Below are 25,720 nucleotides of genomic sequence, written 5' to 3'. Positions count from 1 at the left end.
TGCTTGTTCACGACACGCCTCCGGCGGTGGGGGAGCGGGTGATCTCGGCGTGGTTCTTGACCATCTTCTGAAGCACCTCCTCGCGCGGGCCGAAGGCAGTGCGGACGCCTTGGTCGATCATCAGCAGAAGCTCGCATTCCTGGATCGCGGCTGGGCGGTGGGCGATGATGATGACGGACTTGCCCTCATCCTTCATGCCGCGGATCGCGCGGTTCAGCGCCATCGTCCCCTCGTTGTCGAGGTTGGAGTTCGGCTCGTCCAGGACCAGGATCACCGGGTCGCCATACATGGCGCGCGCCAGGCCGATGCGCTGGATCTGTCCGCCCGAGAGCCGTCCGCCCACGGCCGAGACCGGCGTGTCGTAGCCCGCCGGCTGGTCCAGGATCATCTCATGCGCGGCGGCCTTCTTGGCGGCGTCGACGATACGCGCGGGGTCGGCGTCGGGCTGCAGCCGGGCGATGTTCTCGGCGATGGTGCCGTCGAACAGGCTGACCGTTTGCGGCAGGTAGCCGATATAGCCACCCAGCACGTCGGGGTCGTACTGGTCCAGCGTTGCGTTATCGAGCCGCATCTTCCCGCCCGCCGGCTGCCAGACCCCGCAGATCGCCTTGGCGAGCGAGGTCTTGCCGGCCCCGGACGGGCCGATCACCCCCATCGCCTGGCCGGGCTTGAGCGTGAAGGAGATCGCGCGGAGGCTCGCCTGCTGCGCGCCGGGCGGCACGACGGTGACGTTCTCGGCCACAAGCAGCGCGCGGGGGCGGGGCAGCGGTGTGCGCGGCGTCTCGGGGGCGACGGTCTCAAGTAGCTCCAGCACGCCTTGGCGCCCGCGGCGGGCGGCGGCAACCATCTGCCATTGGCCGATCACCATCTCGATCGGCGCGAGCGCCCGGCCCATGAGGATCGAGCCCGCGATCATCGCGCCCGCCGTCATCTCGTTCTGCAGCACGAGATAGGCGCCGAGGCCCAGCATCGCCGATTGCAGGAAGAGGCGCAGCGTCTTGGTCGTGACGGTGAACATGCCCGAGCGGTCGGAATGGGACATCGACTGCCGGAGCGAATTGCCCCGCGCCGTCATCCATCGCTCGAAGGCCGCGCCGCGCATGCCGAGCGACTGAACGAGTTCGGCCTCGGAGGCGAGCTGCTGGGCCGTCAGTTCCGCCCGGGCGGTGGCCTGATTGGCCTCGGCCATCGGGCCGGAGGTCGTCATCTGGTTGAGGATCGCGATGAAGATCAGGACGGCCCCGCCCGCCACGGCCAGCCAGCCGAGCCAGGGGTGGAAGATGAAGATCGCCGCGATGAAGAGCGGCGTCCACGGGATGTCGAACAGCGCGAGGAAGACCGGAGAGGCCATCAGCCGCTGCACCGCCTCGACGTCGCGCAGCGGGTTGCGGGTGCCCGCGCCTCCCGGCATCAAGGCGGCGCGGCGCAGATGCGCCTGGAACACGCGGCCATCGAGCGCCGACTGGAACCGCGCGCCGACCCGGGCCATCACCCGGCCGCGGATGTGGTCGAAGATGCCCATCATCAGGAACAGGAAGGTCACCAGCACCGACAGCGCCAGCAGCGTCTCTTCCGACCTGGAGCCCAGCACGCGGTCGTAGACCTGAAGCATGTAGATCGGCCCGGTTAGCATCAGCGCGTTGACGACCATCGAGAACACGAAGACCATGACCAGAAGGCCGGTCGACCGGCGCCGGATCTCGGTCAGTTCCGGCTGGCCGAGATCCGGCCTGGCTGTCTGCGGTCGTCTCATTCCCGTCCCTCGCCTTTCGCGATTCGTATCCGGCCCCTTCGGAGCGGCGCCTGCCTTGATCCCGCGCGCGGGGACCTCGTTCGCCGTGCCCGGGCCGATGCCCCGCCCGCGGACGGGTCCAAAAGCCATAGCACGGGTCCAAGACCCGCCGAAACGGGGATCATGCCTTGGCGGACAGTCCTAGCACGGCTTCGTTACTCATTCCCTTCCGAAAACCGTCCCCAGCACGTCCATCAGGATGCGCTCCGCCAGGTCCGGCTCGCTCTGAGGCTGTGGCTGCGGGGCCGGACGGGGGGCCTGGGCCTGCGGCTGGGGGGCGGGGCGCGCCTCGCGGGCCACGTCGATCATCGGCAGCGGCGTGACCGGCGTGCCCTCGTGCACGCGGGTCATGGTCTCGTGCCAGATCTCGGCGGGAAGGCCGCCGCCGGTGACGCCCGTCAGCGGCGTGTTGTCGTCATAGCCCATCCAGACCCCCGCGACGTAGTCGCCGGTGAAGCCCACGAACCACGCGTCCCGCGCCGCCTGCGTCGTGCCGGTCTTGCCGGCGACCGGCCGGCCCTCCAGCCTGGCGCGGGTGCCGGTGCCGGCCTCGACCGCGCGGCTCATCATGTAGACGAGCTGGCGCGCGGCGTCTTCCTGGATGACCCGCTCGCCCAGGCCGCTGTCGTGGTCGAGAAGCGGCGTCTGCTCGCCCCGCAGCGTCAGCGAGGACAACCCGTAGGGCGTGACGCTGGTGCCGCCGTTGAGGATGCCGGCATAGGCGCCGGTCATCTCGAGCAGGGTGGCCTCGCTGACGCCCAGCGCCAGGGCGGGGCCGTCGGCCATCTCGCGGTCGAGGCCGAAATCGGCGGCGACCTTGCGGACGATGTCACGGCCGACGTTCTCGGACAGGCGGACGGCGGCGGTGTTGAGCGAGCGGGCCAGCGCCTCGGTCAGGGTGACCTCGCCGAAGAACTCCCGCGAGTAGTTCTCGGGCGAGTAGATGCCCGACCCGGGAACCTGGATCGAGAGCGGTCCGTCGAACACCGTCGAATCGTAGCGCCAGCCGAGGTCGAGCGCCGCGGCATAGACGAAGGGCTTGAAGGCCGACCCGGTCTGGCGCACCGCCTGGGTCGCCCGGTTGAACTGCCCCGCGCCGCGGGTGTTGCGGCCGCCGACCATGGCGCGCACGGCGCCGTCGGCGCTCATCACGACGATGGCGGCCTGCGCCTCGGAGCCGTCGCGCACCTGGGTCTCGAAGACGTGGGCCAGCGCCTCTTCGGCGGCGCGCTGGATATCCTTGTCCAGCGTCGTCCGCATGATGACGTCCTCGGTCGTGTCGCTGGTCAGGAAGTCGGGCCCGGTCTCCATCACCCAGTCGGCGAAATAGCCGCCGGTGTCCTGCCCGGCGGCGGGCGACAGGGTGGCGGGGTTGGCCAGCGCCTGCTGATACTCCGCACTGCTCAGGTAGCCCTGGTCGTGCATCAGCCCCAGCACGACAGCGCCGCGGTCCTGCGCCCGCTCCAGATTGGCCGTCGGCGCGTAGAAGCTGGGGGCGGGCAGCAGGCCCGAGAGCATGGCCGCCTGCTGGGGATCGAGCCGCGCGACCGAGGTCCCGAAATAGCGCTGCGAGGCGGCCGCGAAGCCGCGCGCGCCGGCGCCCAGATAGGCGCGGTTGAGGTAGATGGCGAGGATCTCGTCCTTGGTGAACTTGAGCTCCAGCGCCAGCGCGTAGGGGATCTCCTTGACCTTGCGCCAGACTGTGCCGCGGCGGCAATCGGCCTCGAACTCGGCCTCGGTCATGCCGGTCGCGGGCGTCCAGTCGGTCCCGAGGCACAGCAGCTTGGCGACCTGCTGCGTGATCGTCGAGCCGCCGGAGCCCGAGAACGGCCCCCGCCCGGCCTGGATGTTGGTGCGCATCGCGCCGGCGATGCCGCGCGGGTCGACGCCGGGATGCCAGTAGAAGCGCTTGTCCTCGCTGGCCACGACGGCGTTGACGAGGTGTTCGGACACGCCCTCGGTCGTGACCAGCCCGCCGAAATTGTCGCCCCGCCAGGCGAAGACCTCGCCGGACCGGTCGGTCAGCGTGACCGAGCCGCGGGCGCGGCCGTCGGCGAGCGACGCCATGTCGGGGATGCGGGCGTAGTTGTAGGCGACGGCGCCGGCGACGATCAGGGCGACGACGACCGCCCCGCGCCAGGCCACGGCCCAGAAGACGCGCAGAAGGACGGCGAAGGGCCAGAGCAGCCAGCCCAGCAGGCCGCGACGCCGGGGCGCGCGCGGCTTCTCCGCAGCCTTCGGCTTCGGCTTTCGCTTCGGCTCCGCCAGAGCGGAGCGCCGCCGCTCGGCGACGAGCCGGCCCTTGCCGGAACGGGTCGGTGTCTTTGCCATCTGCTCGTTCCCTGACATGGACCCCGGGGACGGGTCGCGCGCATGTCGACGCAAGATAGGCACGACCGAGTCGGATGTGGAGCGCATCCGGGGCGAAACCTTCGCAAATGCAGCATTTCGGCACTGCCTAAATTACGTGCAATGCCTCCGATTTGTGCAAGAAATATGCAAAACCGCCCATTCCCCACCTGTCGCGCGGGGTGGCGGACGTTGCGTGAGGCTCTCGGGCTTCGTGATGTGCCCCCGTCCGGGCCGCCGTCGAGGGGGCCGAGAGAGAAGGGGAACCGCGTGAAACTCATCATCGCAGCGATCAAGCCGTTCAAGCTCGAGGAGGTGCGCGAAGCGCTCACCGCCCTCGGCGTGCGCGGCATGATGGTCACGGAGATCAAGGGCTTCGGCAGCCAGTCGGGCCACACGGAAATCTACCGCGGCGCGGAATACGCCGTCAACTTCGTGCCGAAGGTGAAGCTCGAGATCGTCGTCTCGTCGGCCATGGCCGACCAGGTCGTCGAGACGATCGCCTCGACGGCCAAGACCGACAAGATCGGCGACGGCAAGATCTTCGTTCTCGACGTGCAGCAGGCGGTGCGGGTGCGCACGGGCGAGCTGAACGACGACGCGATCTGACTACGGGTCCAGGGGAAAAAGTATGAACCACACCAAGACATTCGCCCTCGGGCTCGCGCTTGCCGCGCTGCCGCTGACGGGCTTCGCGCAGGAGACGGCCGTCGTCGTCGAGGAGGTCGAGGCGGTCGCGCCGGGCTTCGACGAGATCGGTCCCTACATCATGACGACGCTGCTGTTCCTCGTCGGCGGCTTCCTCGTCTTCTGGATGGCGGCGGGCTTCGCCATGCTCGAGGCGGGGCTCGTGCGGTCGAAGAACGTGACGACGCAGCTGACCAAGAACATCGCGCTCTTCTCGATCGCGGCGATCATGTACTGGCTGGTCGGCTTCAACCTGATGTATCCGGGCGACGGCTGGTGGATGGCGGGCTATGTCGGCCCGTTCTTCTCGATCACCTCGCTGGAGCCGGTGGGCCTTGCCGCCGACGCCGCCGCGCTGGACTATGCCTCGGTCGCGTCGGACTTCTTCTTCCAGCTGATGTTCTGCGCGACCACCGCGTCGATCGTCTCGGGCACCCTGGCCGAGCGCATCAAGCTCTGGCCGTTCCTGATCTTCGTGGTCGTGCTGACGGGCTTCATCTACCCGATCGAGGCCTCGTGGCAGTGGGGCGGCGGCTGGCTGTCCGAAGCCGGGTTCTCGGACTTCGCCGGCTCGACCCTGGTCCACGCGGCGGGCGGCTTCGCGGCGCTGGCGGGTGCCATCGTGCTGGGCCCGCGCCTCGGCAAGTATGCGAAGGACGGCAAGGTCGTGCCGATGCCGGGCTCGAACCTCGCGCTCGCCACGCTGGGCACGTTCATCCTGTGGCTGGGCTGGTTCGGCTTCAACGGCGGCTCGCAGCTGGCTGCGGGCACCGTCGGCGACATCACCGATGTCGGCCGGATCTTCGCCAACACCAACATGGCGGCCGCTTCGGGTGCCGTCGCGGCGCTGATCCTGACGCAGATCATGTACGGCAAGGTCGACCTGACCATGGTGCTGAACGGCGCGCTGGCGGGCCTCGTCTCGATCACCGCCGGGCCGCTCGACCCGTCGCTGTTCGGGGCGCTGTGGATCGGCGCAGTTGGCGGCGTGATCGTGGTCTTCACGGTTCCGATGCTGGACAAGTTCAAGATCGACGACGTCGTCGGCGCCATCCCGGTCCACCTGATCGCCGGCTTCTGGGGGACGCTGGTGGTTCCGGTCTACACCGCCGACGCCTCCTTCGGGACGCAGATCCTCGGCTTCGTCGCGATCGGCGCCTTCGTCTTCATCACCTCGCTGATCGTCTGGTTCATCCTGAAGGCGACGATGGGGATCCGTGTCTCCGAAGAGGCCGAGATCAACGGGCTCGACGTGTCGGAACTTGGCATGGAGGCCTATCCGGAATTCTCCAAGGGCTGACCTCCCTCCCTCACTTCTTGGAGAGAACGACCCCCGGGCGCAGGCTGCGCCCGGGGGTTTCGCGTCTTCGGCGGAGGGGTGATCCGCGGGTGACCGACGGGTGATCCGCGTCGGACGTCGGAGCGGACGGTGCGTCGAAGGGGTTGCGCGCGCGGGTGCTCCGCGTTCGGGACCGGGGACGGGGTTTCCGCGCTGCGGCGTCGACGGTCAGGCCATGTCGCGCGCGACGACGCCGGTCAGGCAGCCCACGGCGCCCGCGGCCTTGCGAAGCTCGAAGCAGGGCGTCTCGCGCACGTCGACGCCATGACCCTCGTAGAAGGCGCGCATCGCGTCGTTGCCCGCCGGCATCAGCACCCGGCGCGGCCCCAGCGCCACGACGTTGAGCCCGCGATTGGCCTGCACCGTGTCCTCGTCCGGCAGGAAGGCGACGCGGTGGCCGCGTTCGCGCAGCAGCGCGACGGCGCGGTGCGGGGTGCGGCGTGGCCAGGCGATGGCGAGGTTGCGGTCGAGGACGCGCAGCATCCCCATCAGGTGCATCGTGCCGAAGGGCATGTCGACCGTGACGGCCTCGATCCCGATCTCGGCCAGGGTCGCGGTGATCTGGCGCGCAGCCTCGGCGTTGGTGCGCAGGCCGAGGCCGACGAGGCAGGTCCGCGCGTCGACCCAGATCAGGTCGGCGCCCTCGAAGGTGGCGGTGCCGGTCAGGGTCCGCAGGATCGGGACGCCCGCGGCGGCGAGCGCGGCGGCGACCGCCACCTCCTCGCCGGCGCGCACGGTCGAGGCGGGGCGGGCGAGGATCGCACCCTCGGGCGTCATCACGAAGGTGTCGGCGCAGAACATGCGGTTGGGCGTGGGATCGGGCGTGTCGGCGACCGACAGGACCTCCACCCCCTCGTCGCGGTAGGCCTGGGCCAGGGCGTCATGCTCGGCCTCGGCGCGGCCCACGTCCACGGCTTCGAGATATTGCGCGGCGTCGACATCCTCGGCGGCGAGTTCCGCGCCCGGGCGGCGCAGCAGCACCGCGCGCAGGCGGCGCCATTCGCTGTCGATCCCGCCCCGCCAGATCGTCCCCATCTCCTGCCGGTGGCTGTCGAGCCGCGCCGACCAGCCGTCGCCGCCATATGCCGCCGTCCCGAAGCCGTCGAGTTTCGCCATGGTCCTCTCCCGTTTTTTGCGCAAGGTCGCGCGCGGCATGCGCGAGCGCAAACGAAAAACGCCCGCGATCCGGGGGATGCGGGCGTTCCTGCGGGGTAAGGGGGACGTCAGACGGAGCGCTCGATCCAGTCCTTCAGCGCGGCCTTGGGCGCGGCGCCGATCTTCTGGTCGACGGCCTCGCCGCCCTTGAACATGAACAGGGCCGGGATGCCCCGCACGCCCATCATGCCGGGCGATTGCGGGTTCTCGTCCACGTTGACCTTCACGATCTTGACCTTGCCCGCATATTCCTCGGACAGTTCCTCCAGCGCCGGGCCGATCTGCTTGCAGGGGCCGCACCATTCCGCCCAGAAGTCGACGATGACCGGGATGTCGGACTGCTTGACCACCTCGTCGAAGGTGGCGTCGGTGGCGGCTACGGTGGCCATGGCGGATCTCCTGGCTGACTGGGGTGGAGACCCTAGCTAGGGGTCGGGCCGCGTTGCGTCAATGGCGTTCCAGGCGGCCGTCACGGCCTCGTGCGGCAGCGGCATGAGCCTCCGGGCCCGCGTCCAGAGGATCGCGAGTTCGACGGTGCGGTCGGGCCAGATGGCCTGTGCGGCGGCATTGTAGGCGCCCATCTGCGCCAGGATGCCCGCGGGAACCCCGGCGGGATCGTCGGGCACCTGGGCGTTCGACTTGAAGTCGACGATGAGGGCGTGGCCCGGGGTCAGGACGATGCGGTCGATCGTGCCGGTCACGCCCGGATGCGTTCCGTCGGCGGGCAGGGCGAAGGGCACCTCGGCCAGCGTGTCGGGCGCGAAGACATGGGCCAGCGCCGGGTCGTCGAGCACGGCGATGGCCTCGGCGGCGGCCTCTGCGTCCTGCGTCAGGCGGGCGGCGGCGGCGGCCCGGTCGGCGGGGGGCAGCGCGGGCAGATGCTCCAGCAGCAGGTGGATCGCGGTGCCGCGCGCCATGGCCGCCTCGGTGTCGAGCCCTTCGCCGGGCAGCGCCTTGGCGCCCGGCAGGGCCGAGGGCGCGACGGGCTTGGGCGACAGCCGGGGCCGGGCGACGGGGACATGGCACCAGTCGGGGAGGGCCGGGACCCGCGCGGCGCCCGGGTCCGCGGCGGCGGGGACGGGCGACCAGTCGCCGGATTGCAGGCGGAGGCCGTTGCCATGGGGCTGGGCGCCGAGAGCCGTCATCCCGGCCTCGACGGCCTTCCACCAGCTGTCCCCGGGCGCGTCCCCGACCTCGCCGGCGGCGGCGACGATCAGCCAGCTTTCGGCGCGGGTCAGCGCGACGTAGAGCAGGCGGTCGCGTTCTTCGGTCTCGGCGCGGGCTCGGGCCTCGGCCAGCGCGGTCAGCGCGGGGGCGCGGCCCGCCTTGGGGGGCAGCCAGACCGGCGTCCCGTCGGGCAGGGCGCAGACGCCGTCGATGGGCTGGGACTTGCGCTTCTGCGTCTCGGGCAGGATGACGACCGGCGCCTCCAGCCCCTTGGCGCCATGGACGGACATGACCCGGATCGCGCTGCTGCCCGGCTGGCGTTTCAGGTCCACGTCGGCGGCCTGGAGCCAGCCGAGGAAGCCCGCGAGGCTGGGCACCTCGAGCTGCTCGTAGGCGAGGGCCTGTCCCAGAAGGGCGTCGATCGCCTCCTCCCGTTCGGGCCCGAGGCGGGCGATCAGGCGGCGGCGGCCGTCGTGGCGGATGAGGACGCGCTGCAGGATCTCGTAGGGGCGCAGGATGTCGGCCACCGACAGGACCGCGTCGAAGAGCGTGGTGTCGTGGCGCGAATCCCGCAGCACGTCCCAGAGCGGCCGCTTGCGGCCATGAGCCAGGGCGAAGAGCTCCGCCTCGGTAAGGCCCGCGAGCGGGGAGCGCAGGACGGCGGCGAGGCTGAGGTCGTCGCCGGGCGAGGCGGCCCAGGTCAGGAGCGCGACCAGGTCGCGCACGGCGAGGTCGTCGCCGAGCTTCAGCCGGTCGGCCCCGGCGAGGTCGAGGCCCCGCGCCTTGCAGGCGGCGATGACGTGGTAGAACAGCGCGCTCCGGCGTTGCAGGAGGATCAGGATGTCGCCGGCCCGAACGGCGCGGCGCCGGCCCTTGTGGACGATGGGGGTGCGCGCGGCGATCATGCCGTGGATCTCGTCGGCGATGCGGCGGGCGAGCTGCACGTCGGCGTCGTTCGCCGCGGGCTTGTCCACCGGGTCGAACCACTTGCGGTCGGAGTTGTCCGGCTTCTCCTTCGGGATCGGCGCCCAGAGGTCGACGCGGCCCGGAAGGTCGGGGTGGAAGGCGATGTGCTCGGGCGTCTCGCCCAGCCCGGACTCCCGGTCGAAGACGGCATCGACGAGGCCGAGGATCGTCCCCGAGGACCGGAAGGAATGCAGCAGCGCGTGGTCCCGGAGCACCGCCGCCTCGGGCGGGAGGATGCGCGCGAACTCGGCCCGCATCCGGTCGAAGGCGCCGGGATCGGCGCCCTGGAAGGAATAGATCGACTGCTTGCGGTCGCCGACCACGAAGATCGTGCGGACCGTATCGGGGCGCGCGCCATGGCCCGCGCCGAACTCGGTGGCGAGGGCGCGGATCACGTCCCATTGCGCGGGCGCGGTGTCCTGCGCCTCGTCCACGAGGATGTGGTCGAGCCCGCCGTCGAGCTTGAACAGCACCCATTGCGCCATCGCCCCGGTCGAGAGCAGGTGGCGCGCCCGCCCGATCTGGTCGTCGAAGTCGAGCCAGCCGCGCGCCTGCTTGGCGGCCTCCAGCCGGGCGGCGAAGGCGGGGGCGAAGGCGTGGAGGGCTTCCGCGTAGTCGAGCGACTGGAGCGCGGCGAGGCGCTGGCGGGCGTCGGCGGCGCGCTCGGCCATGTCCGCGAAGAGGTCGGGCAGGGGGCCGTGGTCGCCCTCCTGGACGGCTTTCGGCCAGCGGCCGGTGCTGCGCGGCTCGCCCTTGGCGGTGAGCAGCAGCCCGGTCAGCATGTCCCAGCGGTCCTCGGGCGCGGCCTGCACGGCGGTCCTGAGGCCCGCGACGAGGTCGCTCAGCGTCTTGCCTGGGGCGCTTTCGGCATCGCCGAGGAAGCTTTCGACCATGTCGAGCATGTCGGCGCCGGTGACGCGGTCGCGGATCGTCTCGGGCGTGTCGTCGTCCAATCCCAGCGCGGCGCGCAGGGCGGGTGCGTCGAGGGGCGGCTGCCCGGGCGTCCAGTGCCTTGCCACGGCGGCGAGGAAGGCGCTGGGCTCGGCGTCCGACAGGCGCGCGGCCATGGCGTCGACCAGCCGGGCCTCTGCGCCGTCCGCCATGCGGTCGAGGATCTCGGCATGGAGCCGCGTGGCCGCCGCGTCGTCCATTTCCTGGAAATGGGGCGAGACGCCCGCTTCGAGCGGGAAGCGGCGCAGGAGCGAGGCGCAGAAGGCGTGGATGGTCTGGATCTTCAGCCCGCCGGGCGCCTCGATGGCGCGGGCGAAGAGGGTGCGGGCGTGGCGCATCTGCGCGCTGGTCACCTCGCCGGGCCGCACGCCGAGGTCGTAGAGCCGGGCGCGCAGCGCCTCGTCCGGGATCATCGCCCAGTCGCCGAGCTGCTTGTAGAGCCGGTTCTGCATCTCGCCCGCCGCCGCCTTGGTGAAGGTCAGGCAGAGGATGCGCTCGGGCGCGGTGCCCTGCAGCAGCAGCCAGGCGACGCGCTGGGTCAGCACCCGGGTCTTGCCGGAGCCCGCGTTGGCGGCCAGCCAGACCGAGCCCGAGGGATCGGCGGCGGCGATCTGGGCGCGGGTCGCCTCGTCGGTCATGGGGCGACGGGCTCCGGCGGGGCGGGCTGGGTGTCGTCCCATTCGCCGAAGCGGGCGAGGTGGTCGTAGTCGCTGGCGAAGGAGATCACGTCGGGGGCGAGGCGCGCGACATAGGGGCGGCCCGCGCGGTAGGCGCCGATCAGGTCCACGAGCCCTGCGCGGGTCTCGGACAGAAGGGCGTCGTCGACCGGCAAGGCGACCTCGTGATACTTCGATCCGATCTGGAGATAGGCGACCTCCTCGACGCGGCGGGGGCCGAGCGCCGGGAAGGCGCCGTCGGCGACCATCACCGCCTCGAGCAGCAGCTGCTTGGCGAAATGCTCGATCTGGTTCCCGGTCGGCGGGGTGCCGGTCTTGTAGTCGTAGATCGCGACGCCGCCGTCCCGCTCGTCCAGGCGGTCGGCCATGGCGGTCAGCGTGAAGCCGAGCGCCGGGAGGGTGAGCGCGCCCTTCGCCTCGATGCCGGAGGGGCGGCCCTTGGCCCGGCGCGTCCGCTCAGCCACCAGCAGGTCGTCGATGACCCGGTCGAACTTGCCCAGCCAGATGTGGCGGATCGCGGGCCAGGGCGATTCGTCCTGCAGCGCCTGTTCGAGCGTGGCGCGAAGCTGATGGGCGGCGTCCTCGGGCAGGGCGTCGGGAAGCAGCTTCGAGAACCGCTCCATCGCCGTGTGGACCACGGTGCCGCGCAGGCGGGCGTCGGGCGACTGGCGCAGCGGGTTCGCGGCACGCAGCCCGAGGACGTGGCGGGCGTAGATCGCGTAGGGGTCGCGGATCAGGGTCTCGATGGCCGTCACGGACAGGCGGTCGGGCTGGGCCGCGGCCGGAACGACGGGCGCCGGGCGGCGGGCCGGGGGGACCTGCGCCGCGGGCGCGTCGAGCGCGGCGGCGAGGCGCAGCCAGTGGGCGCCGCGCGCCTCCATGGCATCGCGCGCGGCCTGCCCCGTCTCGCCGATGCCGCGAAGCAGCCCCTCGATCCGGTTGAGCCAGCGCGAGGGCACGGTCTCGGCCTCGGCGTCGCGGGCGGCGCGGGTGAACCAGATCTCCGGTCCCGCGGCGGCGAGTTGGAAGTCGTGGGCCGAGAGGCCCGTCACCCGCTCGGGCACGCGCAGCCCGGCGGCGACGCGCATCGAGCGGTTGAGCCAGGGCTCCGCCCCCTGGTGGTCGGGCCAGATGCCGTCGGTCAGCCCGCCCAGGATGACGAGATCGGCGCTGCGCACCCGCGCCTCCAGCGCCCCCCAGATCATCACGTCGGGATGGGGCGCGAAGCTTTCCCGGACCTCCTCGCCCGAGAGGCAGGCGTGGAGGATGCGGCCGTATTCGGCCGCCGTCATGGCGCGGTCGGCCGTCTCGGGCGCGGCCTGCGCCAGGTCGGTCAGCACGCGCAGCGCAAGCCGCCCGGCCTCGCCCGCCCAGGGGTCGCCGCCGCCCTCCGGCCCGTCGGCAAGGCGCTGGATCAGGTCGAGATGCGCGGCGAGGCGGCGGGCGAGGGGCGTCTCGCCCGGCTGGGCGGCGATCGTGTCGAGCAGCCCGCAGAGCCAGGCGGTCCAGGCCGGATCGGCCCCGGCCTCCGCGCCCCAGGCGGCGACGCGGGCGCTGTCGGGGAAGGGGCAGGGGCCGTCGCGCAGAAGCCGTGTCTCCAGCCGACGGGCCTGGACGAGATGGGCGTTGCGGTCCCGGCCGGCGGTCAGCGGATGGGCGAGCAGGATGGCCAGCGCCTCGGCCTCGACCCGGCGGCCCAGCATCGTGGCGAGATGCAGGACCAGCCGCCCGGGCGTCGACTGGACCAGCGGGCGCCCGGCGGAATCGTCGGGCTCGATCCCCCAGCGGTCGAGCTGGGCCGCGACCTGGCGCGAGAGGATCCGGTCGGGGGTGATGAGCGCCGCGCGCCGCCCCTCGGCCAGCGCGGCGCGCAGGCCCAGCGCGATGGCGGCGGCCTCGGCCCGGGGGCTTGGCGCGGCGACGAGGGTGATCCCGGCGCAGGCCCCGTCGAGGTCGGTCAGCTCCGGCCCCTCCGCGCGCCAGGCGTCGGTGACGGGGGCGGGCCGCAGCGCGAGCGAGATCAGGCGGTTGCGCGCTGGGGCGGCGGGACGCTCGGCGCTCCATTTCGGGCAGTCGTCGCGCGGGATCCCGTGTGCCGCGAGCAGGGCTGCATGGCGGAACTGCGGGTGGTCCTGCGGCCCGTGCGGCGGCTCGGGCGCGGTCAGCAGCCCCTCCCAGGCGTGGCCCGGCATGTCGGTGTCGAGCCCGGGCAGGATCACGGCGCCCTGTGGCAGGGCGAGGACCCCGTCGATCAGCCTCCGGGTCGGCGCGCGCGAGGCGGTCGAGCCCGCGATGAGCACCGGGTCCGCCGGGGGCGCCTCCTGCCAGGCGGCCAGCAGCCGCTCCAGCGCCTCGTTCTGCAGGTCGACGGGCGTCGGGATGCCCTCGCTTTCGGCCCAGCGGGTGACGATCTGCAGGAACCGGAGGTTGCGTTGCCAGTGCTCGGACAGGGAGCTCACGTCGAGATCGTCTAGCGTCGCGGCCTCCATCCCCTCCTCGTGGATCTCGTCCATCAGGGTCATCAGCGTCCCGGCGAGGTCGAAGGCGGCGTCTGGAGGCGAGAGGCCGGGCTGCGCCTCGAGCAGGGCGCGGACGAGCCGGGTGAGGCGCAGGCGCAGGGCGAGCGGGCGGATCGGCTGCGTCGTCACCGCGCCGGGCGGCAGCAGCGCGTCGAGCTGCGAGACGAGGCCGATGCGCGGCAGCAGGGTCGGACCGGTCTCGGCCAGGGCGGCGCGGATGCGGGTCGCCATGCGGTTGGTGTTGGTCAGCAGCGTGACCCGGGCCATCGCCTCGGGCGCGGGGTCGAGCCTTGCGCGCAGGCCGTGCGCGACGGCGCGGGCGAAGTCGACGCCGACCGGCTCGTGCCAGAGGCCGCGGATCGGTCCCCTCACGCGGTCTGTCCGAGCATGGCCTCGGCCAGCGCGATCCCGTCCGGCGTGCCGACATCGGCCCAGTGGCCCGGGTGGACGCAGCCCGAAAGCCGCCCCTCGGCCAGCATCGCGAACCACAACTCGCGGAGCGAGAAGACGGTGTCCGGGAAGGCGGCGAGCCCCTCGGTCTTCACAATCCCGGCGCCGGTATAGACAAGCCCCTCGCGGTCCCGGACGAGGCGCCCGTCCCCGCCCAGCGCGAAGGAGCCGCCGGCCTGTCCCAGGGCGCGGGACCGGGGCACCATGAGCAGGAGACCGTCCATCGCCTCGGGCCGCCAATGGGCGAGCAGCGTGTCGCGGGCGCGCGGGCCGGTCCAGACCGCATCGGCGTTCATCGTCAGCACGGGGCCAGTGCCGAGCAGGGGGAGCGCGTTCCGCAGGCCGCCGCCGGTCTCGAGCAGGACCTCCTCGCGGAGCGTCGCCACGCCGGGGCGGCCCGCGAGATGCGACTCCAGCTGGGCGGCGCGGTGATGGGTGTTGACGACCAGCGGGCCGGGGCCCGCGACCTGGTCGAGCGCATGCTCGATCAGCGGGCGGCCCGCGACCTCGACCAGCGCCTTGGGGCGGGTATCGGTCAGGGGCTGCATCCGGGTGCCCTTGCCGGCGGCGAAGATCATGGCGGCGATCACGGGTCGGCCCTTTCGCGCCCGGCCATCGCGCCCGCGCGGGCGCGGATCGCGTCGAGCCGGTCGGGGCTGGGCGGGGGCAGCGCCCGGGCCACCTCGCGCAGGCCCGAGAGCGCGGGATGCGCCAGGTCCGACAGGAGCGCGGCCCAGGTCGCCGGGATGAAGTCGGGATAGCGCGTCTTGCCGTCGCGCAGGCAGAGCCGCGCGAAGACGCCGAGGATGCGCAGGCAGCGCTGGGCCGAGCAGATGGCGATGCCCGCCGCGATCTCGTCCGGGTCGCGGCCGGTCGCGGCCTGCCAGGCGCCCAGCGCGGCCTGCCGTGCCTCGGGCGAGACGGCACGGCGCGGGTCGTGGATCAGCGAGGCGAGGTCGTAGTCACGAGGGCCCCGCATCGCGTCCTGGAAGTCGAGCATCCCGACCCGCGCCACGCCCGCGCGGCGCGGCAGCCAGAGCAGGTTGTCGGCGTGGTAGTCGCGGTGGACCAGCGTGTCGGAGGTCACGGCGGGATGGGCCAGCGCCTCGGCCATCGCGGCCTTGAGCGCGTCGCGATGGGGCGCGGCCTCGGGGGCGTACCAGTCGATGGCGAGCGCGGCAAGCTCCGGCATCCGGTCGGTATAGCGCGGCAGGTCCGGTGGCGGCGTGGCCTGCATCTCGGCCAGGGCCTCGGCGGCGGTCGCGTAGAGCAACGGCTCGGAGCCGGGGTCGGCGGCGGTGGCGCGCGCATAGGTGTCGTCGCCGAGGTCTTCCAGCAGCAGCAGGCCCCGGCGCGTGTCGCGGGCGAGGATGCCGGGGACCGAAAGCCCGCGCGCCGCCAGCTCGGCGGCGACGGCGAGGAAGGGGCGGACGTCCTGCTCGGCATCGGGGGGCGCGTCCATCAGGATGGCGCGCTCGGGCTCCCGGAGAAGGCGGACATAGCTGCGGCGCGAGGCGTCGCCCGCCAGCGGCACGCGCGTGGCGTCCTGCCAGCCGGCGAGGGCGAGGAAGGTCTCGATGGCGCCGCTGCGGTCCTTCATGCGGGCACCCCGGCCAGGGCCGCGCGCAGCCGGTCGGCGGTCGGGCCGCTGCCCTCCAGCGTCAAGCAGCGGGCGTCCGGGCCGTCATGGGCGAGCCGCAGCGTCACCGCATGGGCGGGTCGATCGGCGCCCAGCCGGTCGGGCCATTCGATCAGGCAGAGCGCGTCGTCGAAGGCCTCGGCCAGGCCCAGCTCCAGCACCTCGGCCGGGTCCGAGAGGCGGTAGAGATCGGCGTGCCAGATCTCGAACGCGCCCGCCTCGTAGGTCTGAACCAGCGTGAAGGTGGGGGAGGGGACGTCCTCGGGCGGCAGGCCGTGCGCGCCCCGGATCGCCCGGATCGCGGCGCGGGCGAGCGCGGTCTTGCCCGCCCCCACGGGGCCATCGAGCAGCAGCACGTCGCCCGGCCCCAGGGCAGGGGCCAGGGCGCGGGCGAGGCGGTCGGTCGCGGCAGGGCCGGGAAGGCGGAGCGTCGGCATGTCCCGTCAAGTGACAGCCCCCCGGTGTCGGTGCAAGACCCGCGCGGGCCGCCGGCTGCGGGCCGCGGCGCGGCGGGCACGGTCGGCCCCGCCGCCGGGCGAGCACGGGGACCCGCGGCAGGGCGGCCCGGGGCCAGGCGTCCCGCGCGACGCCTATTCCGCGGGCATGGCGAGGGGGGTGCGACCGGCCTGCTGCACCGAGGCGGGGCCGAAGCCGAGCGTGAGCCCGCCGCCGCGCCGGGGCACGATCCGCATCGCGAGATCGGGGCCGCCGTCGCGGTGCAGCACCAGGGTCCGGTCGGCGAGATCCGCGGCGGAGCCTTCGCCGCGCGCGGCGAGGCGCAGGTCGGCCCAGGCCGCGCTGGGATGGAAGGCCGGGCGCCAGGTGCGGATCGCCTCTTCCAGCGTGTCGGGCGGGGCGGCGCCCGGCAGCATCCGGCGAGCCGCCGGATTGTCGGCGATGCGGCGCCCGTCGGCGCCGAACACGATCAGCGCGTCGTCGCAGGCCGCCAGCGCGCCGACCAGCGCCTCGCGCTCGCCCTGATGGGCGCGGTCGGCGGAGACGCCCTCGGAGATGTCCTCGAGCATCAGCGCCACCGCCCCGTCGGCCTGCGGCCGTCCCGTGACGCAGTAGGTCTGGCCGGAAGGCAGGCTCCAGGTCTCCCGGTAGGTGCCGCGCGCGCCGACGCGGGCGAGGTCGCTCAGCCCGTCGCGCCAGACCTTGTAGTCGCGCGGCTCGGGCAGCTTGCGATGGTCGCGCAGGGCGTCGAAGAAATCCTCGAGCTTGGGGCGGCGCGACAGCCACATCCCGTCGAGCCCGGTCATGTCCATCAGCGCCGGGTTGAACATCGCCAGCCTGCGTTCGCGGTCGAAGATGGCGAGGCCGGTGGGCAGATGGGCGAAGGTCTTGGTCAGCGTCTGCATGAAGGTGCGCAGGCTGTCCTCGGCGGCCACGACCCCGTCGAGCGAGACGGCGTGCATGTGCCGCCGCCCGGCCGCGTCCGGGGCGCCGGCCGCGATCTCGAACCAGAGCGGCGCGCCCTCGCCATCGAGGATCTGGCGCCGGGTCCGGCCCGGCAGCGCGCCGGCCTCCGCTGGAAACAGCGCGGCAATCGGCCAGCCACGGCTGGCGTCCGGACCGATGCTGCGCCCGACGACGTCCTGGTAGGCGGCATTCGCCCAGAGGATGCTGTCCTCCGTATCGAGCACCCAGCTCGCCGTCGGGCAGGTGTCGGCGGTCCCGGTCAGCAGCGCCGCCTCCGCCTCGAGCGCGCGGAGATTGTCGAGGTCGACGCGCATCGCCGCTTCCTCGGCCTCGGCGGAGGCGACCGTGACCCGCAGCTCCGCCCCCTGCCGCATCCCGACGATCAGCAGCCGGTCGCGCCCCAGCCTGCCTTCCAGCCGGAACGAGCGGCCCTCGTCCTCGAGCGCCTCGAAGGCGCGGAAGGCGCCGTCGACGAGACGGCCGAGCGCGTCGATCAGCCCGTCCCAGGCGCGCAGGTGGTCGATCGGATCGGGCAGCAGGAAGCCGACATTGCCGGAATGGGCGACGAGGTAGCCGTCGCGGAAGACGAAGCTGCGCGGCTCCGACAGGGTGCCGAGCACGAGCGGCCGGGGGCGGGCGGCCCGCTCCCGCGTCACCCAGAGCGCGGCGGCGAGCGCCAGCGCCCCGGCCGCCGCGCCCTGGAGCAGGAAGAGAATCATGCTTGGGCCGGTCATGCCCCGCCCCCTCGGCTGATCGAGTCGGCACATCTTGCTGCCAGACTGGTTAACGGGGACTTAACGACGACGGTGCGGGGCCTGGCCGCCGGCTCACTCCAGCGGCCGGTTGGGGTCGAGCGCGCCCTGGGCGGGCGCGGCGATCGCGGCGCGGGACCAGGTGACCTCGGCGATGGCGCCGCCACGGGTCTCGCGCGCCGGACGGCCCAGCGGGGTGCCGTTGGCGAAGGACATGTGCCCTCCCGTCCGCTCCAGCAGGGTCTTGGCGATGAACAGGCCGAGCCCCATCCCGTCGTAGCCGTTCCGCCCCTCGCGGCGCCTGAGGAACGGGTCGCCCAGCCGGGTCAGGACCTCGGCCGGATAGCCGTAGCCGTCGTCGATGACCCGAATCACCACGTCCTCGGCGGACCAGCGGACATCGACCCAGACCCGTTCGCGCGCGAAATCGACCGCGTTCTGGATCATGTTGCGCAGCCCGTGGATGATCTCGGGCTTGCGCTGGATGATCGGGCCGATCCCGGCCTCTCCGCTGACGGAGGCGAAGTCGAACAGGATCACGATCCCGCGATTGGCATGGGGTTCTGCGGCCTCGCGCACGACGCTCTCGATGGGGGCGGTCATCAGATGCGTGTCGCTCTTGCCGGCGCGGCCCATCGAGCGGAGGATGTCGCGGCAGCGATCGGCCTGCTGGCGGATGAGCTCCGCGTCCTCGCGCAGCTCGGGCCGGTCGGCGAGTTCCTCGCTGAGTTCGGCCGAGACCAGCTTGATCGTGGCGAGCGGTGTGCCGAGTTCGTGCGCGGCCGCGGCGACCACCCCGCCCAGGTCGTGCAGCTTCTGCTCGCGCGCCAGCGCCGTCTGGGTGGCGAGCAACGCCGCCGACATCTCTTCGGTCTCGTGCGAGAGGCGGTAGGCGAAGCCCGACAGGAACAGTGTGCCGATGGTGATGGCGACGAGGAACCCGGTCAGATGCAGCGTCGGCAGGGCCAGAACCTCGCCCGCATCCGTCTGAAGCGGAACGAAATATCCCCCGAGCAGCGAGATCATCGCCAGCGCGATCGCGCCCAGCGCGATGGTCGCCCGCAGCCGCAGCACCGTCGCCGAGATCGTCACCGGCGCGAGGAACAGCAGCGCGAAGGGGTTGTGCAGCCCCCCCGTCAGCGCCAGCAGCGCGCCGAGCTGGATCAGGTCGAACAGCAGGAAGGCGAAGGCCTCGCGCCCGGACAGCCGGTGATTGGGCGGGTAGACCGTGATCACCACCAGATTGGCGACGATCGCGAGCCCGATCACCAGCAGGCAGAGCCCGAGCAGCAGGTGCATGCCGAGCCAGAGTTCGGCCACCACCACGGTCACGGTCTGGCCAAGCACCGCCAGCCAGCGCAGGTTGACCAGCGTATTGAGCCGGACGCGCGGCTCGCGCGTCTCGGGAGGCAGCAGGGTTCGGGTCGACTGGAGGGGCATGAGACCTAACTATCGGCCAAGGAACGAAGGCGGCCATCCGATTTGCAGACCCGGCCGTATCACGTCCCAAAGGAAAGGGCCGCATGACAATGGTCGATGACATTTCGGAGAGTGGGCCGGAGATCGGGCCCGACAAGACCCTGCTGCTCGTCGACGACGACGAGCCTTTCCTGCGCCGGCTGGAGCGGGCGATGCAGAAGCGCGGCTTCGAGGTCGAGGCCGCCTCCTCGGTCGCCGAGGGCATCGCCAAGGCCTCGGCGCGGCCTTCCGCCTACGCGGTGGTGGATTTGCGCTTGGAGGACGGCAACGGGCTGGACGTGGTGGAGCGCCTGCGCGAGAAACGCCCCGACAGCAAGATCGTGGTCCTGACAGGCTATGGGGCCATCGCGACGGCTGTTGCCGCGGTCAAGATCGGAGCAACCGACTACCTGTCGAAACCGGCGGACGCGAACGACATAACGAACGCGCTCCTGTGCAAGGACGACGACCTTCCGCCGCCGCCGGAGAACCCCATGAGCGCGGATCGGGTCCGATGGGAGCACATCCAGAGGGTCTATGAGCTATGCGACAGAAACGTATCGGAAACCGCGCGCCGGCTGAACATGCACCGCAGGACGCTGCAGCGCATCCTCGCCAAGCGAAGCCCGCGCTGAGGGCGCTTGTGCTCTGCGCGCCGCTGGCGCTGGCGGCCTGCAACACGACGCCGCCCTCGGCGCCCACGGGCCTGACGATGACCGGCACCGGCAACGGCATCGCCGTCGCCCAGCCGAACGACGGGCGCGCCATCGCCTTCGGGTCGAGCCAGCAGGGCACGCTCGACACGATCCGCGAGATCATCGGGGTCCAGCCGCGCCAGATCCCCTGCGGGGTCGAGACGCGCGACGCCTTCATCACGCCGCAGGGCATGGTGACGATCTTCGAGGGCGGCAAGTTCGTCGGCTGGCGCCGGATCACGACCACCGGGGGCGCGCGCTGCCACTGATCCGGGCGATCCCGGCGGCGCTGGCCCTGGCGGGCTGCGTGGCGTCAGAGGCGCCGGCGCCCGTGTCGGCCCCGGGGCTGCGCCTCGTGCCGGCGCCGGCGGGGCTGGACGTCGCCGGCTCCGGCGGGCGTGAGATCGGCTTCGGCCGCGACCGGGCGGGCGCGCTTGCCTCGGTCGCGCGGGTCGAGGGAGCGTCGCCGCGCGCGGTGGCGTGCCCGGCGCCCGGCCTGGACGCCTTTCGCACCGAGGGTGGGCTGGTGCTGGTCTTCACCGGGACGAGCTTTGTCGGATGGGCGCAGGATGGGGCGCGCGCCGGGCGAGGTTGCTAGGGCTGCGGGACCGGACGGTCCGGTTGCGGCCGCGGTTACCCGAGGCTGCGCGCGACCCAGACGCCGAAGGCGGCGGTGGCGCCGGTCAGCACCGCGCCCCAGCTCGTGTCGACGGCGACCATCGTCCAGTCCCAGCCCTTCAGCGTCGCCTTGTTGGTGAATTCGTAGGTGCCGTAGGCCAGCGCGCCCAGAATCGTGCCGTTCAGCGCGGCGAGGCCGATCGAGTCGGCCCGCAGCGCCGGGATCGACACCAGATAGACCAGCCCGCCGACATAGAAGAGGTAGAAGACCGCCGCCGGCGCCAGGTCGATGGGCGAGCGGAGCATGTCGCCGACGAATCGCTCGAAGAGCGGCTTCATCACCAGCGTCAGCATGATCGCGTCGACGATCAGGAAGAACGCGACGGATGCGCCGTAGAGGGTGAGAAGTTGCATGGACCGGCTCCGGGTAGGGTTCTTCTTCTACGGGGAGCGGGGCCGGTTGGATGACCCGGCAGCGGCGCGTCAGGCGCCCCAGCCGTATTGCGTACGCGCGGGCTGCGTCCTGAGCCAGGCGAGGAAGCGCCGCAGCGCGTCCGAGGAGGCGCCGGGCCGGGTGACGATGTGATAGCCGACCCGCCCGAGGTCCAGCTCGCGCAGGACGGCGAGGCGGCCGGTCTCCAGGTCCGGCTGGATCAGGGTCGCGTTCTGCAGGCCGAGCCCCATCCCCGCGCGCAGCGCCGACAGGACCATGCCGGTGGTGGCGAGCATGTAGGTCCGAAGCCCCGCCTCGGGGATGCCGAGCGCGCGGGCGAGATGCGGCGCCTCGGCGCGGTTCTCGCCCATCAGCCAGGTCTGCCGGGCGAGCGTCTCCAGATCGGTCTCGCGGAAGCGCGCCGCGAGGTCGGGCGAGGCGACGACGACGAAGCCGCCGGTCAGGAGCGGCTCGGCCTCGAGCCCCGGCCAGTCGCCCTCGCCGTAACGGATCGCCATGTCGAAGCCTTCGCGCCGGAGATCGGTGACGTCCGGGGTCGGCGCGATGGTCACGCTGACATCGGGATGGGCCGCCCAGAAGGCCGAGAGCCGGGGCATCAGCCAATGCTCGGCGAAGGTCGGGGTGGTCGTGACCGCGATCGGCCTGGCACGGCCGCGATCGGCGAGGTCGCGGCAGGCTGCGATCAGCACGTCGAAGCCGTCCGACAGCCCGCGCGCGAGCAGCGCGCCCTCGGGCGTGGGCTCCATCCCCCGGCCGGAGCGGACCAGCAGCGGCAGGCCGAAGAAGGTCTCCAGCGTGCGGACATGGCCGGCGATGGCGGCATGGGTGACGTTCAGCTCCCGCGCCGCGGCCGAGAGCGAGCCGCAGCGCACCGCCGCCTCGAAGGCGCGCAGGGCGGTCAGCGAGGGGAGGTCGCGCCAGTCGGTCATGCCTGTAACCTAGGCTAACAGGTGTGAATAATTCCAGAGTGGATCGCGGTGCCGTTCGGGCGCATGTGCGGGCCCAGTAGAACCCCGATTCCCCTATGGTGACTTCCCATGCTGACCACCTTCGCCGACTTCCTCCTCGGTGTCGCCCTGTCCCGCCGCCCGTCCTCCGGCAGCGCGCATCTGCGCTCCCCGTCGCGCGCCCATGGCGCCGAGCGCGCCGCGACGCTGGGCTGGATGTCGCGCGTCGGCACCTGGTGAACTGCCCTGCGTCCTGCCCGCGGCCCTTGCGGCCCCGGGCGTGGCGCGTCGGCGCCCGCGATGCGGCGGGCAGGGGCCTGAAGCGGCCCTGCGGCGCGGGAATCGCGCCGCGCCGGAGGGTCACTCGATCCTGACGTCGAGCGCGACCGGGTAGTGGTCCGACGGGAAGGCCCCCTCGAACCGTCCGCGCAGGACCTGCGGCCCTGACACCGGCGCGACCCCCGGCCCGAGGCCGATGTGATCGATGGCGCCGAACAGGTTCAGCCCGCGGTCGAAATGCACCGTGGCCCCGGGCACGGGCGGAAAGGCGAGGCCGGCCTCCTCCAGGATCGCCAGGGTGGGGCTGCCCGCGCGGGCGTTGAGGTCGCCGGTCAGCACGACGCGCGCGCCCTCCGCGATGCGGTCGGCGGCGAAATCCGCGACCAGCCCGGCCGAGCGGCGGCGGTTCTCCCACGAGCCCCAGTCGAAATGGACGTTGATCACCGTCAGCGCCGCGCCGCCCTGCCGGTCCCGCAGCCGGGCCCAGGAGGCGAAGGAGGGCGGGGCGCCGTCGAAGCCGCGCGCATAGATCGCGGCCGGCGTCTCGGAGAAGAAGAACCAGCCCTGATCCTCCACCGTGAAGCGGTCGCGCCGATAGAGGATCGGCTGGGTCGAGGGGAACGCCGCCGGATCGCCCGTGGCCGCCGCCGCGAAGCCTGGGTTGCGCGCAAGCAGCCAGTCGAGCGCGAGGTTCTCGCGGCTCATCGAGCCGCCGGCGAAGCTCTCCATCTCCTGGAAGGCCACGATGTCGGCGCCGAGCGCCTTGAAGGCGGCGTCGAGCGCCCCGCGCCGCCTCTCCCAGCCTGCGCGGGACCAGCGCCCGCCCTCCGCGGTCAGGTCGATATAGTGCACGTTATGGGATGCAAGCCGGAGCCCGCCCGCGGCGACGGGCGTCCCCGCCGCCTCGCCGCCGAGGCGCAGATGCTGCACTCCCGTGACGCAGGCGGCCAGGAGCGCGAGGAGCCCGAGGGCGAGCAGGATCGGTCGCAGCAGGCGCATCATTTCGCTGCCGCCCCGCGTTGCCGGCGAACTGGCAGGGCCCGGCTGCGGACCGGGACAGCGCCGGGCGCGCGCGGGGTCATGGCGCGGGCACGCGGAGGACGAGGCCGTCGGGCCTCGGCCTGACCTCCGGGGTGCCGGTCCCGTCGACCAGCGCGGCCTCGTAGAGCGGCTGCAACTGCCATCCCGGCATCTCGACGATCAGCGTCCCTCCGGCGGCGAGGTCGGCGGCGGCACGCGCCTCCAACGTCAGCGATCCACTTCCGGCTGCGAGCCAGTCGGCAGGCGTGGCCTCGGCGAAGAGCGGGGCGAGCGGCAGGGTGTTGCCCCGCCAGGTCAGATGCGCGGCCGCGAGCAGGGCCCGCGCCTTCTCCATCGCCTCGGGCTCGGAGACGAGGCCGTCGCCATCGGCATCGACGCGCGCGGCGAAGGCGGGACCCTCGTCGGTGCCGGGCAGGAGGGTGAGCCGGATTCTCACCGCGTCCGGCGCCAGGATCAGCACCGCCTGCCGGAGCGTCTCGGCATGGGGATGGGCGCTGGCGACCAGCGGCAGGAGCGCCGTGGCGAGCGCCAGGAGCGCGGCGCGGATCGTCCGGTGGCGGCTCTGGCGACCGGTCGGCAGGCTGCGTGGCCGGAGGCGAGGCCGGACCGGTTCGTCCGGTTGCGCCGCGGCACCCGTTGCGCGGGCGGCGGCTCGCCGACCCCGAACGGTGGAGCGGCGCCGGACACGGATCCCGGGGGCAGGGAGGGACGGAGGCATCGCGGCTCTTTCCGGGAAGGGTCGGGGCTGCCGCGATGATGCGCCGGGGTCGTGGCGGGATGCAATGCGGCAGGGCCTGGCGCGGGCTCCGCCGGTTCGTGTGGAGGGGGCGTGCGGTGAGCCCGGTTCGGCGGGGCGCGCAATGGCCGGCCGAACGGGAACCGGGGAAATGAATGCCGCGCCCGTCATGGCTTCGTCGCGACGCCCATGTAGAGGATCGCCTTCGACGGCAGCCGCCCGAAGACCGGGTCGCCGCGGCGGTTCACGCCACGGGGGCCGAGGCCGGTCTCGGGGCCGGGGCGGAGGCCCGCGGCCTCCATCGCGGCGCGGAGCTCGGCCGGGGTGATGAACATCGCGGGATCGTGGGTGCCCTTCGGCAGCAGGCGCAGGACGTCCTCGGCCATGGTCACGACCGCGAGCCGCGACAGCGGGTTGCGGTTGATCGTGTCGTAGAGGAACAGGCCGCCCGGCTTCAGCACCCGGGCGATCTCGCGCAGGGTCCGGCGCAGGTCCGAAACGTGTTCGAGAACGTCCACGCAGGCCACCGCGTCGAAGCTGGCATCGGCATAGGGCAGCGCCTCGCCCACGCCCGCGTCGTAGCGGATCTTTCGTCCCTCCCGCTCGGCATGGGCGCGGGCGGCGGCGATGGCGTCCCGCGCGGGGTCGATGCCGGTGACGCGGGCGCCGCGATCGTCCAGCGCTTCGGCGAGGAAGCCGCCGGCGCAGCCGAGGTCCAGCACCTCCTTCCCCTGCCAGTCGATGAAGCCGTCGAACCACGACAGCCGCCCCGGCACCATGTTCCGGAGCGCGCGCACCCAGCGGATGTCGTCGGACCACCAGTCGGCGGCGACCGCGTCGTAGATGGTCAGGTCGTTGCGGGCACGGTCGGGCACGGCGCAGTTCCTTCTTCGATCCGACACCAGAGCTATGGCGCGGGACGACCCTATCGACCCGGAAAGGGCCGCGCCCTGCTTCACCTTTTCGGGACTTCGATTACTCGATGAAGCCGTCCGACGGTTCAGCCCGGCCGTGGCCGCCGTCACGGGGCCGTGACTTGCCAGGCCGCCGCATCCGGGCGATCCTCCGAACCGGTTCGTTCACTTCACCACGGAGAGACGCGATGACCCGGCGTGCATCAAACCTGCGCCTGCTGGCGCTGATCCTGGCCATCGGAGCCGGGCTGCTGCTGGAGGCCAGGGCCGACGACACCCCGGACCTGGCCGACCACGACCGCTTCGAGACGGCCGAGATCGGCTGAGCTCAGAACCCCGCGGCGGTGACCCTGAGATCGGCGAAGACCATCTGCAGGATGATGATGCCGAGGATGAAGATCAGCGGCGCGAGGTCCAGCCCGCCGGTGGCGGGCAGCACGCTGCGGATGCGGGAATAGACCGGCTCCAGGATGCGGTTGAGCCCGTCCCAGAGCTGGGCGACGATCGGCTGGTGCAGGTTCAGCACGCCGAAGGTGATGAGCCACGACATCACGATATGCGCGACGGCGAACCACCACGCCACGTTCAGAAGAAGAAGGACGATGTCGATCAGGGTGCTCATGCGGGTCTCCGGCTGGTCAGGGGTCAGTTAGGCAGGGGCTCGCCGTCCTGCAAGCATGCGGTTCGATGTGCTCCTGTCAGGGCGACGCGCC

24 protein-coding genes are annotated in these 25,720 nt (G+C 72.5%); 7 read left to right on the top strand and 17 right to left on the bottom strand.

The genetic code is table 11. The features are described from left to right. Positions 1-7 precede the first annotated feature (7 nt). Positions 8-1,753, bottom strand: coding sequence for a type I secretion system permease/ATPase (locus DR046_RS02060; RefSeq protein WP_115379429.1), 1,746 nt, complete (start codon positions 1,751-1,753; stop codon positions 8-10). A 198-nt stretch (positions 1,754-1,951) separates the two neighbouring features. Continuing rightward, positions 1,952-4,123, bottom strand: a complete 2,172-nt coding sequence (locus tag DR046_RS02055; RefSeq protein ID WP_115379427.1) for a transglycosylase domain-containing protein — start codon at positions 4,121-4,123, stop codon at positions 1,952-1,954. Positions 4,124-4,411: 288 nt separating this feature from the next. Here DR046_RS02055 and DR046_RS02050 point away from each other — a divergent pair, with 288 nt between their 5' ends. Together DR046_RS02050 and DR046_RS02045 are read left to right on the top strand one after the other, a co-directional pair. Then, the gene (locus DR046_RS02050; protein WP_115379425.1) at positions 4,412-4,750 is read left to right on the top strand and encodes a P-II family nitrogen regulator; all 339 of its coding nucleotides are present in this window, start codon (positions 4,412-4,414) and stop codon (positions 4,748-4,750) included. A 22-nt stretch (positions 4,751-4,772) separates the two neighbouring features. Next, positions 4,773-6,128 carry an ammonium transporter AmtB gene (locus tag DR046_RS02045; RefSeq protein ID WP_115379423.1) on the top strand — a complete coding sequence of 452 codons (1,356 nt, stop codon included), beginning with the start codon at positions 4,773-4,775 and terminating at the stop codon, positions 6,126-6,128. A gap of 207 nt (positions 6,129-6,335) precedes the next feature. On the opposite strand, the gene DR046_RS02040 is transcribed toward DR046_RS02045, so the two are convergent. From DR046_RS02040 to regB, 9 genes are all read right to left on the bottom strand, one after another. Then, positions 6,336-7,283, bottom strand: coding sequence for a dimethylarginine dimethylaminohydrolase family protein (locus DR046_RS02040; RefSeq protein WP_115379421.1), 948 nt, complete (start codon positions 7,281-7,283; stop codon positions 6,336-6,338). A 107-nt stretch (positions 7,284-7,390) separates the two neighbouring features. After that, positions 7,391-7,711, bottom strand: a complete 321-nt coding sequence (trxA, locus tag DR046_RS02035) for a thioredoxin (RefSeq protein ID WP_115379419.1) — start codon at positions 7,709-7,711, stop codon at positions 7,391-7,393. Between the two features lie 36 nt (positions 7,712-7,747). Then, on the bottom strand, positions 7,748-11,044 hold the full coding sequence (addA, locus tag DR046_RS02030; protein ID WP_115379417.1) for a double-strand break repair helicase AddA: 3,297 nt from the start codon (positions 11,042-11,044) through the stop codon (positions 7,748-7,750). Next, positions 11,041-13,974, bottom strand: a complete 2,934-nt coding sequence (gene addB / locus DR046_RS02025) for a double-strand break repair protein AddB (protein WP_115379415.1) — start codon at positions 13,972-13,974, stop codon at positions 11,041-11,043. Before addB ends, addA begins: the two co-directional genes overlap by 4 nt. Then, positions 13,971-14,630, bottom strand: coding sequence for a nucleotidyltransferase family protein (locus DR046_RS02020; RefSeq protein WP_115379739.1), 660 nt, complete (start codon positions 14,628-14,630; stop codon positions 13,971-13,973). The genes addB and DR046_RS02020 overlap by 4 nt, the downstream gene beginning before the upstream one ends. Before the next feature lie 8 nt (positions 14,631-14,638). After that, on the bottom strand, positions 14,639-15,652 hold the full coding sequence (locus DR046_RS02015) for an aminoglycoside phosphotransferase family protein (RefSeq protein ID WP_115379413.1): 1,014 nt from the start codon (positions 15,650-15,652) through the stop codon (positions 14,639-14,641). After that, positions 15,649-16,128 carry a tRNA (adenosine(37)-N6)-threonylcarbamoyltransferase complex ATPase subunit type 1 TsaE gene (gene tsaE / locus DR046_RS02010; protein ID WP_115379411.1) on the bottom strand — a complete coding sequence of 160 codons (480 nt, stop codon included), beginning with the start codon at positions 16,126-16,128 and terminating at the stop codon, positions 15,649-15,651. The genes DR046_RS02015 and tsaE overlap by 4 nt, the downstream gene beginning before the upstream one ends. 153 nt (positions 16,129-16,281) lie before the next feature. Further along, positions 16,282-17,847, bottom strand: coding sequence for a PAS domain-containing protein (locus DR046_RS02005; RefSeq protein WP_115379409.1), 1,566 nt, complete (start codon positions 17,845-17,847; stop codon positions 16,282-16,284). A gap of 93 nt (positions 17,848-17,940) precedes the next feature. Continuing rightward, on the bottom strand, positions 17,941-19,305 hold the full coding sequence (gene regB, locus DR046_RS02000) for a sensor histidine kinase RegB (RefSeq protein WP_115379407.1): 1,365 nt from the start codon (positions 19,303-19,305) through the stop codon (positions 17,941-17,943). An 89-nt stretch (positions 19,306-19,394) separates the two neighbouring features. Between regB and DR046_RS01995 the strand changes: the two genes are divergently transcribed. The 3 genes from DR046_RS01995 to DR046_RS01985 all read left to right on the top strand — a co-directional run bounded on the left by DR046_RS01995 (position 19,395) and on the right by DR046_RS01985 (position 20,616). Further along, complete coding sequence (locus DR046_RS01995; RefSeq protein WP_115379737.1) at positions 19,395-19,958, top strand: ActR/PrrA/RegA family redox response regulator transcription factor; 564 nt, start codon at positions 19,395-19,397, stop codon at positions 19,956-19,958. Positions 19,959-19,966: 8 nt separating this feature from the next. Further along, positions 19,967-20,287, top strand: coding sequence for a hypothetical protein (locus tag DR046_RS01990; RefSeq protein ID WP_115379405.1), 321 nt, complete (start codon positions 19,967-19,969; stop codon positions 20,285-20,287). A 62-nt stretch (positions 20,288-20,349) separates the two neighbouring features. Next, complete coding sequence (locus tag DR046_RS01985; RefSeq protein ID WP_115379403.1) at positions 20,350-20,616, top strand: hypothetical protein; 267 nt, start codon at positions 20,350-20,352, stop codon at positions 20,614-20,616. Between the two features lie 35 nt (positions 20,617-20,651). Here DR046_RS01985 and DR046_RS01980 read toward each other — a convergent pair whose 3' ends face one another. Beyond that, positions 20,652-21,050 carry a DUF2177 family protein gene (locus DR046_RS01980; protein ID WP_115379401.1) on the bottom strand — a complete coding sequence of 133 codons (399 nt, stop codon included), beginning with the start codon at positions 21,048-21,050 and terminating at the stop codon, positions 20,652-20,654. Positions 21,051-21,119: 69 nt separating this feature from the next. Continuing rightward, the gene (locus tag DR046_RS01975; RefSeq protein ID WP_115379399.1) at positions 21,120-22,019 is read right to left on the bottom strand and encodes a LysR substrate-binding domain-containing protein; all 900 of its coding nucleotides are present in this window, start codon (positions 22,017-22,019) and stop codon (positions 21,120-21,122) included. 108 nt (positions 22,020-22,127) lie between these two features. Here DR046_RS01975 and DR046_RS23475 point away from each other — a divergent pair, with 108 nt between their 5' ends. Continuing rightward, positions 22,128-22,277: a hypothetical protein gene (locus DR046_RS23475; protein WP_167766839.1), complete on the top strand. Its 150-nt coding sequence runs from the start codon at positions 22,128-22,130 to the stop codon at positions 22,275-22,277. A gap of 120 nt (positions 22,278-22,397) precedes the next feature. Here DR046_RS23475 and DR046_RS01970 read toward each other — a convergent pair whose 3' ends face one another. The 3 genes from DR046_RS01970 to ubiG form a co-directional block, all read right to left on the bottom strand. Then, the gene (locus DR046_RS01970; RefSeq protein ID WP_115379735.1) at positions 22,398-23,315 is read right to left on the bottom strand and encodes an endonuclease/exonuclease/phosphatase family protein; all 918 of its coding nucleotides are present in this window, start codon (positions 23,313-23,315) and stop codon (positions 22,398-22,400) included. A gap of 79 nt (positions 23,316-23,394) precedes the next feature. Further along, positions 23,395-24,075, bottom strand: a complete 681-nt coding sequence (locus DR046_RS01965; protein ID WP_115379397.1) for a hypothetical protein — start codon at positions 24,073-24,075, stop codon at positions 23,395-23,397. Positions 24,076-24,260: 185 nt separating this feature from the next. Further along, a complete protein-coding gene (ubiG, locus tag DR046_RS01960) occupies positions 24,261-24,968 on the bottom strand; it encodes a bifunctional 2-polyprenyl-6-hydroxyphenol methylase/3-demethylubiquinol 3-O-methyltransferase UbiG (RefSeq protein ID WP_115379395.1) in 708 nt (235 codons plus the stop codon). 227 nt (positions 24,969-25,195) lie between these two features. Between ubiG and DR046_RS23470 the strand changes: the two genes are divergently transcribed. Then, positions 25,196-25,333 (top strand): hypothetical protein, encoded by a 138-nt coding sequence (locus tag DR046_RS23470; RefSeq protein WP_167766837.1) that lies wholly within the window; start codon positions 25,196-25,198, stop codon positions 25,331-25,333. Between the two features lie 2 nt (positions 25,334-25,335). Here the strand turns inward: DR046_RS23470 and DR046_RS01955 are convergent, their stop codons facing one another. Further along, positions 25,336-25,629, bottom strand: coding sequence for a YggT family protein (locus DR046_RS01955; protein ID WP_115379393.1), 294 nt, complete (start codon positions 25,627-25,629; stop codon positions 25,336-25,338). Between the last annotated feature and the right edge of the window lie 91 nt (positions 25,630-25,720).

Source organism: Jannaschia formosa, assembly GCF_003340555.1.
Lineage (GTDB): Bacteria > Pseudomonadota > Alphaproteobacteria > Rhodobacterales > Rhodobacteraceae > Jannaschia > Jannaschia formosa.
This window is presented reverse-complemented; position numbering and strand designations above follow the sequence as displayed.

Excerpts from the sequence above, each read along its gene's own strand:
- DR046_RS01980 (WP_115379401.1), bottom strand. The coding sequence starts at position 21,050 with ATGCAACTTCTCACCCTCTACGGCGCATCCGTCGCGTTCTTCCTGATC.
- tsaE (WP_115379411.1), bottom strand. The coding sequence starts at position 16,128 with ATGCCGACGCTCCGCCTTCCCGGCCCTGCCGCGACCGACCGCCTCGCC.
- DR046_RS01955 (WP_115379393.1), bottom strand. The coding sequence starts at position 25,629 with ATGAGCACCCTGATCGACATCGTCCTTCTTCTTCTGAACGTGGCGTGG.
- DR046_RS02040 (WP_115379421.1), bottom strand. The coding sequence starts at position 7,283 with ATGGCGAAACTCGACGGCTTCGGGACGGCGGCATATGGCGGCGACGGC.
- DR046_RS23470 (WP_167766837.1), top strand. The coding sequence starts at position 25,196 with ATGACCCGGCGTGCATCAAACCTGCGCCTGCTGGCGCTGATCCTGGCC.
- regB (WP_115379407.1), bottom strand. The coding sequence starts at position 19,305 with ATGCCCCTCCAGTCGACCCGAACCCTGCTGCCTCCCGAGACGCGCGAG.
- DR046_RS02015 (WP_115379413.1), bottom strand. The coding sequence starts at position 15,652 with ATGAAGGACCGCAGCGGCGCCATCGAGACCTTCCTCGCCCTCGCCGGC.
- DR046_RS01965 (WP_115379397.1), bottom strand. The coding sequence starts at position 24,075 with ATGCCTCCGTCCCTCCCTGCCCCCGGGATCCGTGTCCGGCGCCGCTCC.
- DR046_RS01995 (WP_115379737.1), top strand. The coding sequence starts at position 19,395 with ATGGTCGATGACATTTCGGAGAGTGGGCCGGAGATCGGGCCCGACAAG.
- trxA (WP_115379419.1), bottom strand. The coding sequence starts at position 7,711 with ATGGCCACCGTAGCCGCCACCGACGCCACCTTCGACGAGGTGGTCAAG.
- DR046_RS02020 (WP_115379739.1), bottom strand. The coding sequence starts at position 14,630 with ATGATCTTCGCCGCCGGCAAGGGCACCCGGATGCAGCCCCTGACCGAT.
- addA (WP_115379417.1), bottom strand. The coding sequence starts at position 11,044 with ATGACCGACGAGGCGACCCGCGCCCAGATCGCCGCCGCCGATCCCTCG.
- DR046_RS02055 (WP_115379427.1), bottom strand. The coding sequence starts at position 4,123 with ATGGCAAAGACACCGACCCGTTCCGGCAAGGGCCGGCTCGTCGCCGAG.
- DR046_RS02045 (WP_115379423.1), top strand. The coding sequence starts at position 4,773 with ATGAACCACACCAAGACATTCGCCCTCGGGCTCGCGCTTGCCGCGCTG.
- DR046_RS02060 (WP_115379429.1), bottom strand. The coding sequence starts at position 1,753 with ATGAGACGACCGCAGACAGCCAGGCCGGATCTCGGCCAGCCGGAACTG.
- DR046_RS01975 (WP_115379399.1), bottom strand. The coding sequence starts at position 22,019 with ATGACCGACTGGCGCGACCTCCCCTCGCTGACCGCCCTGCGCGCCTTC.
- DR046_RS01970 (WP_115379735.1), bottom strand. The coding sequence starts at position 23,315 with ATGCGCCTGCTGCGACCGATCCTGCTCGCCCTCGGGCTCCTCGCGCTC.
- DR046_RS23475 (WP_167766839.1), top strand. The coding sequence starts at position 22,128 with ATGCTGACCACCTTCGCCGACTTCCTCCTCGGTGTCGCCCTGTCCCGC.
- DR046_RS02005 (WP_115379409.1), bottom strand. The coding sequence starts at position 17,847 with ATGACCGGCCCAAGCATGATTCTCTTCCTGCTCCAGGGCGCGGCGGCC.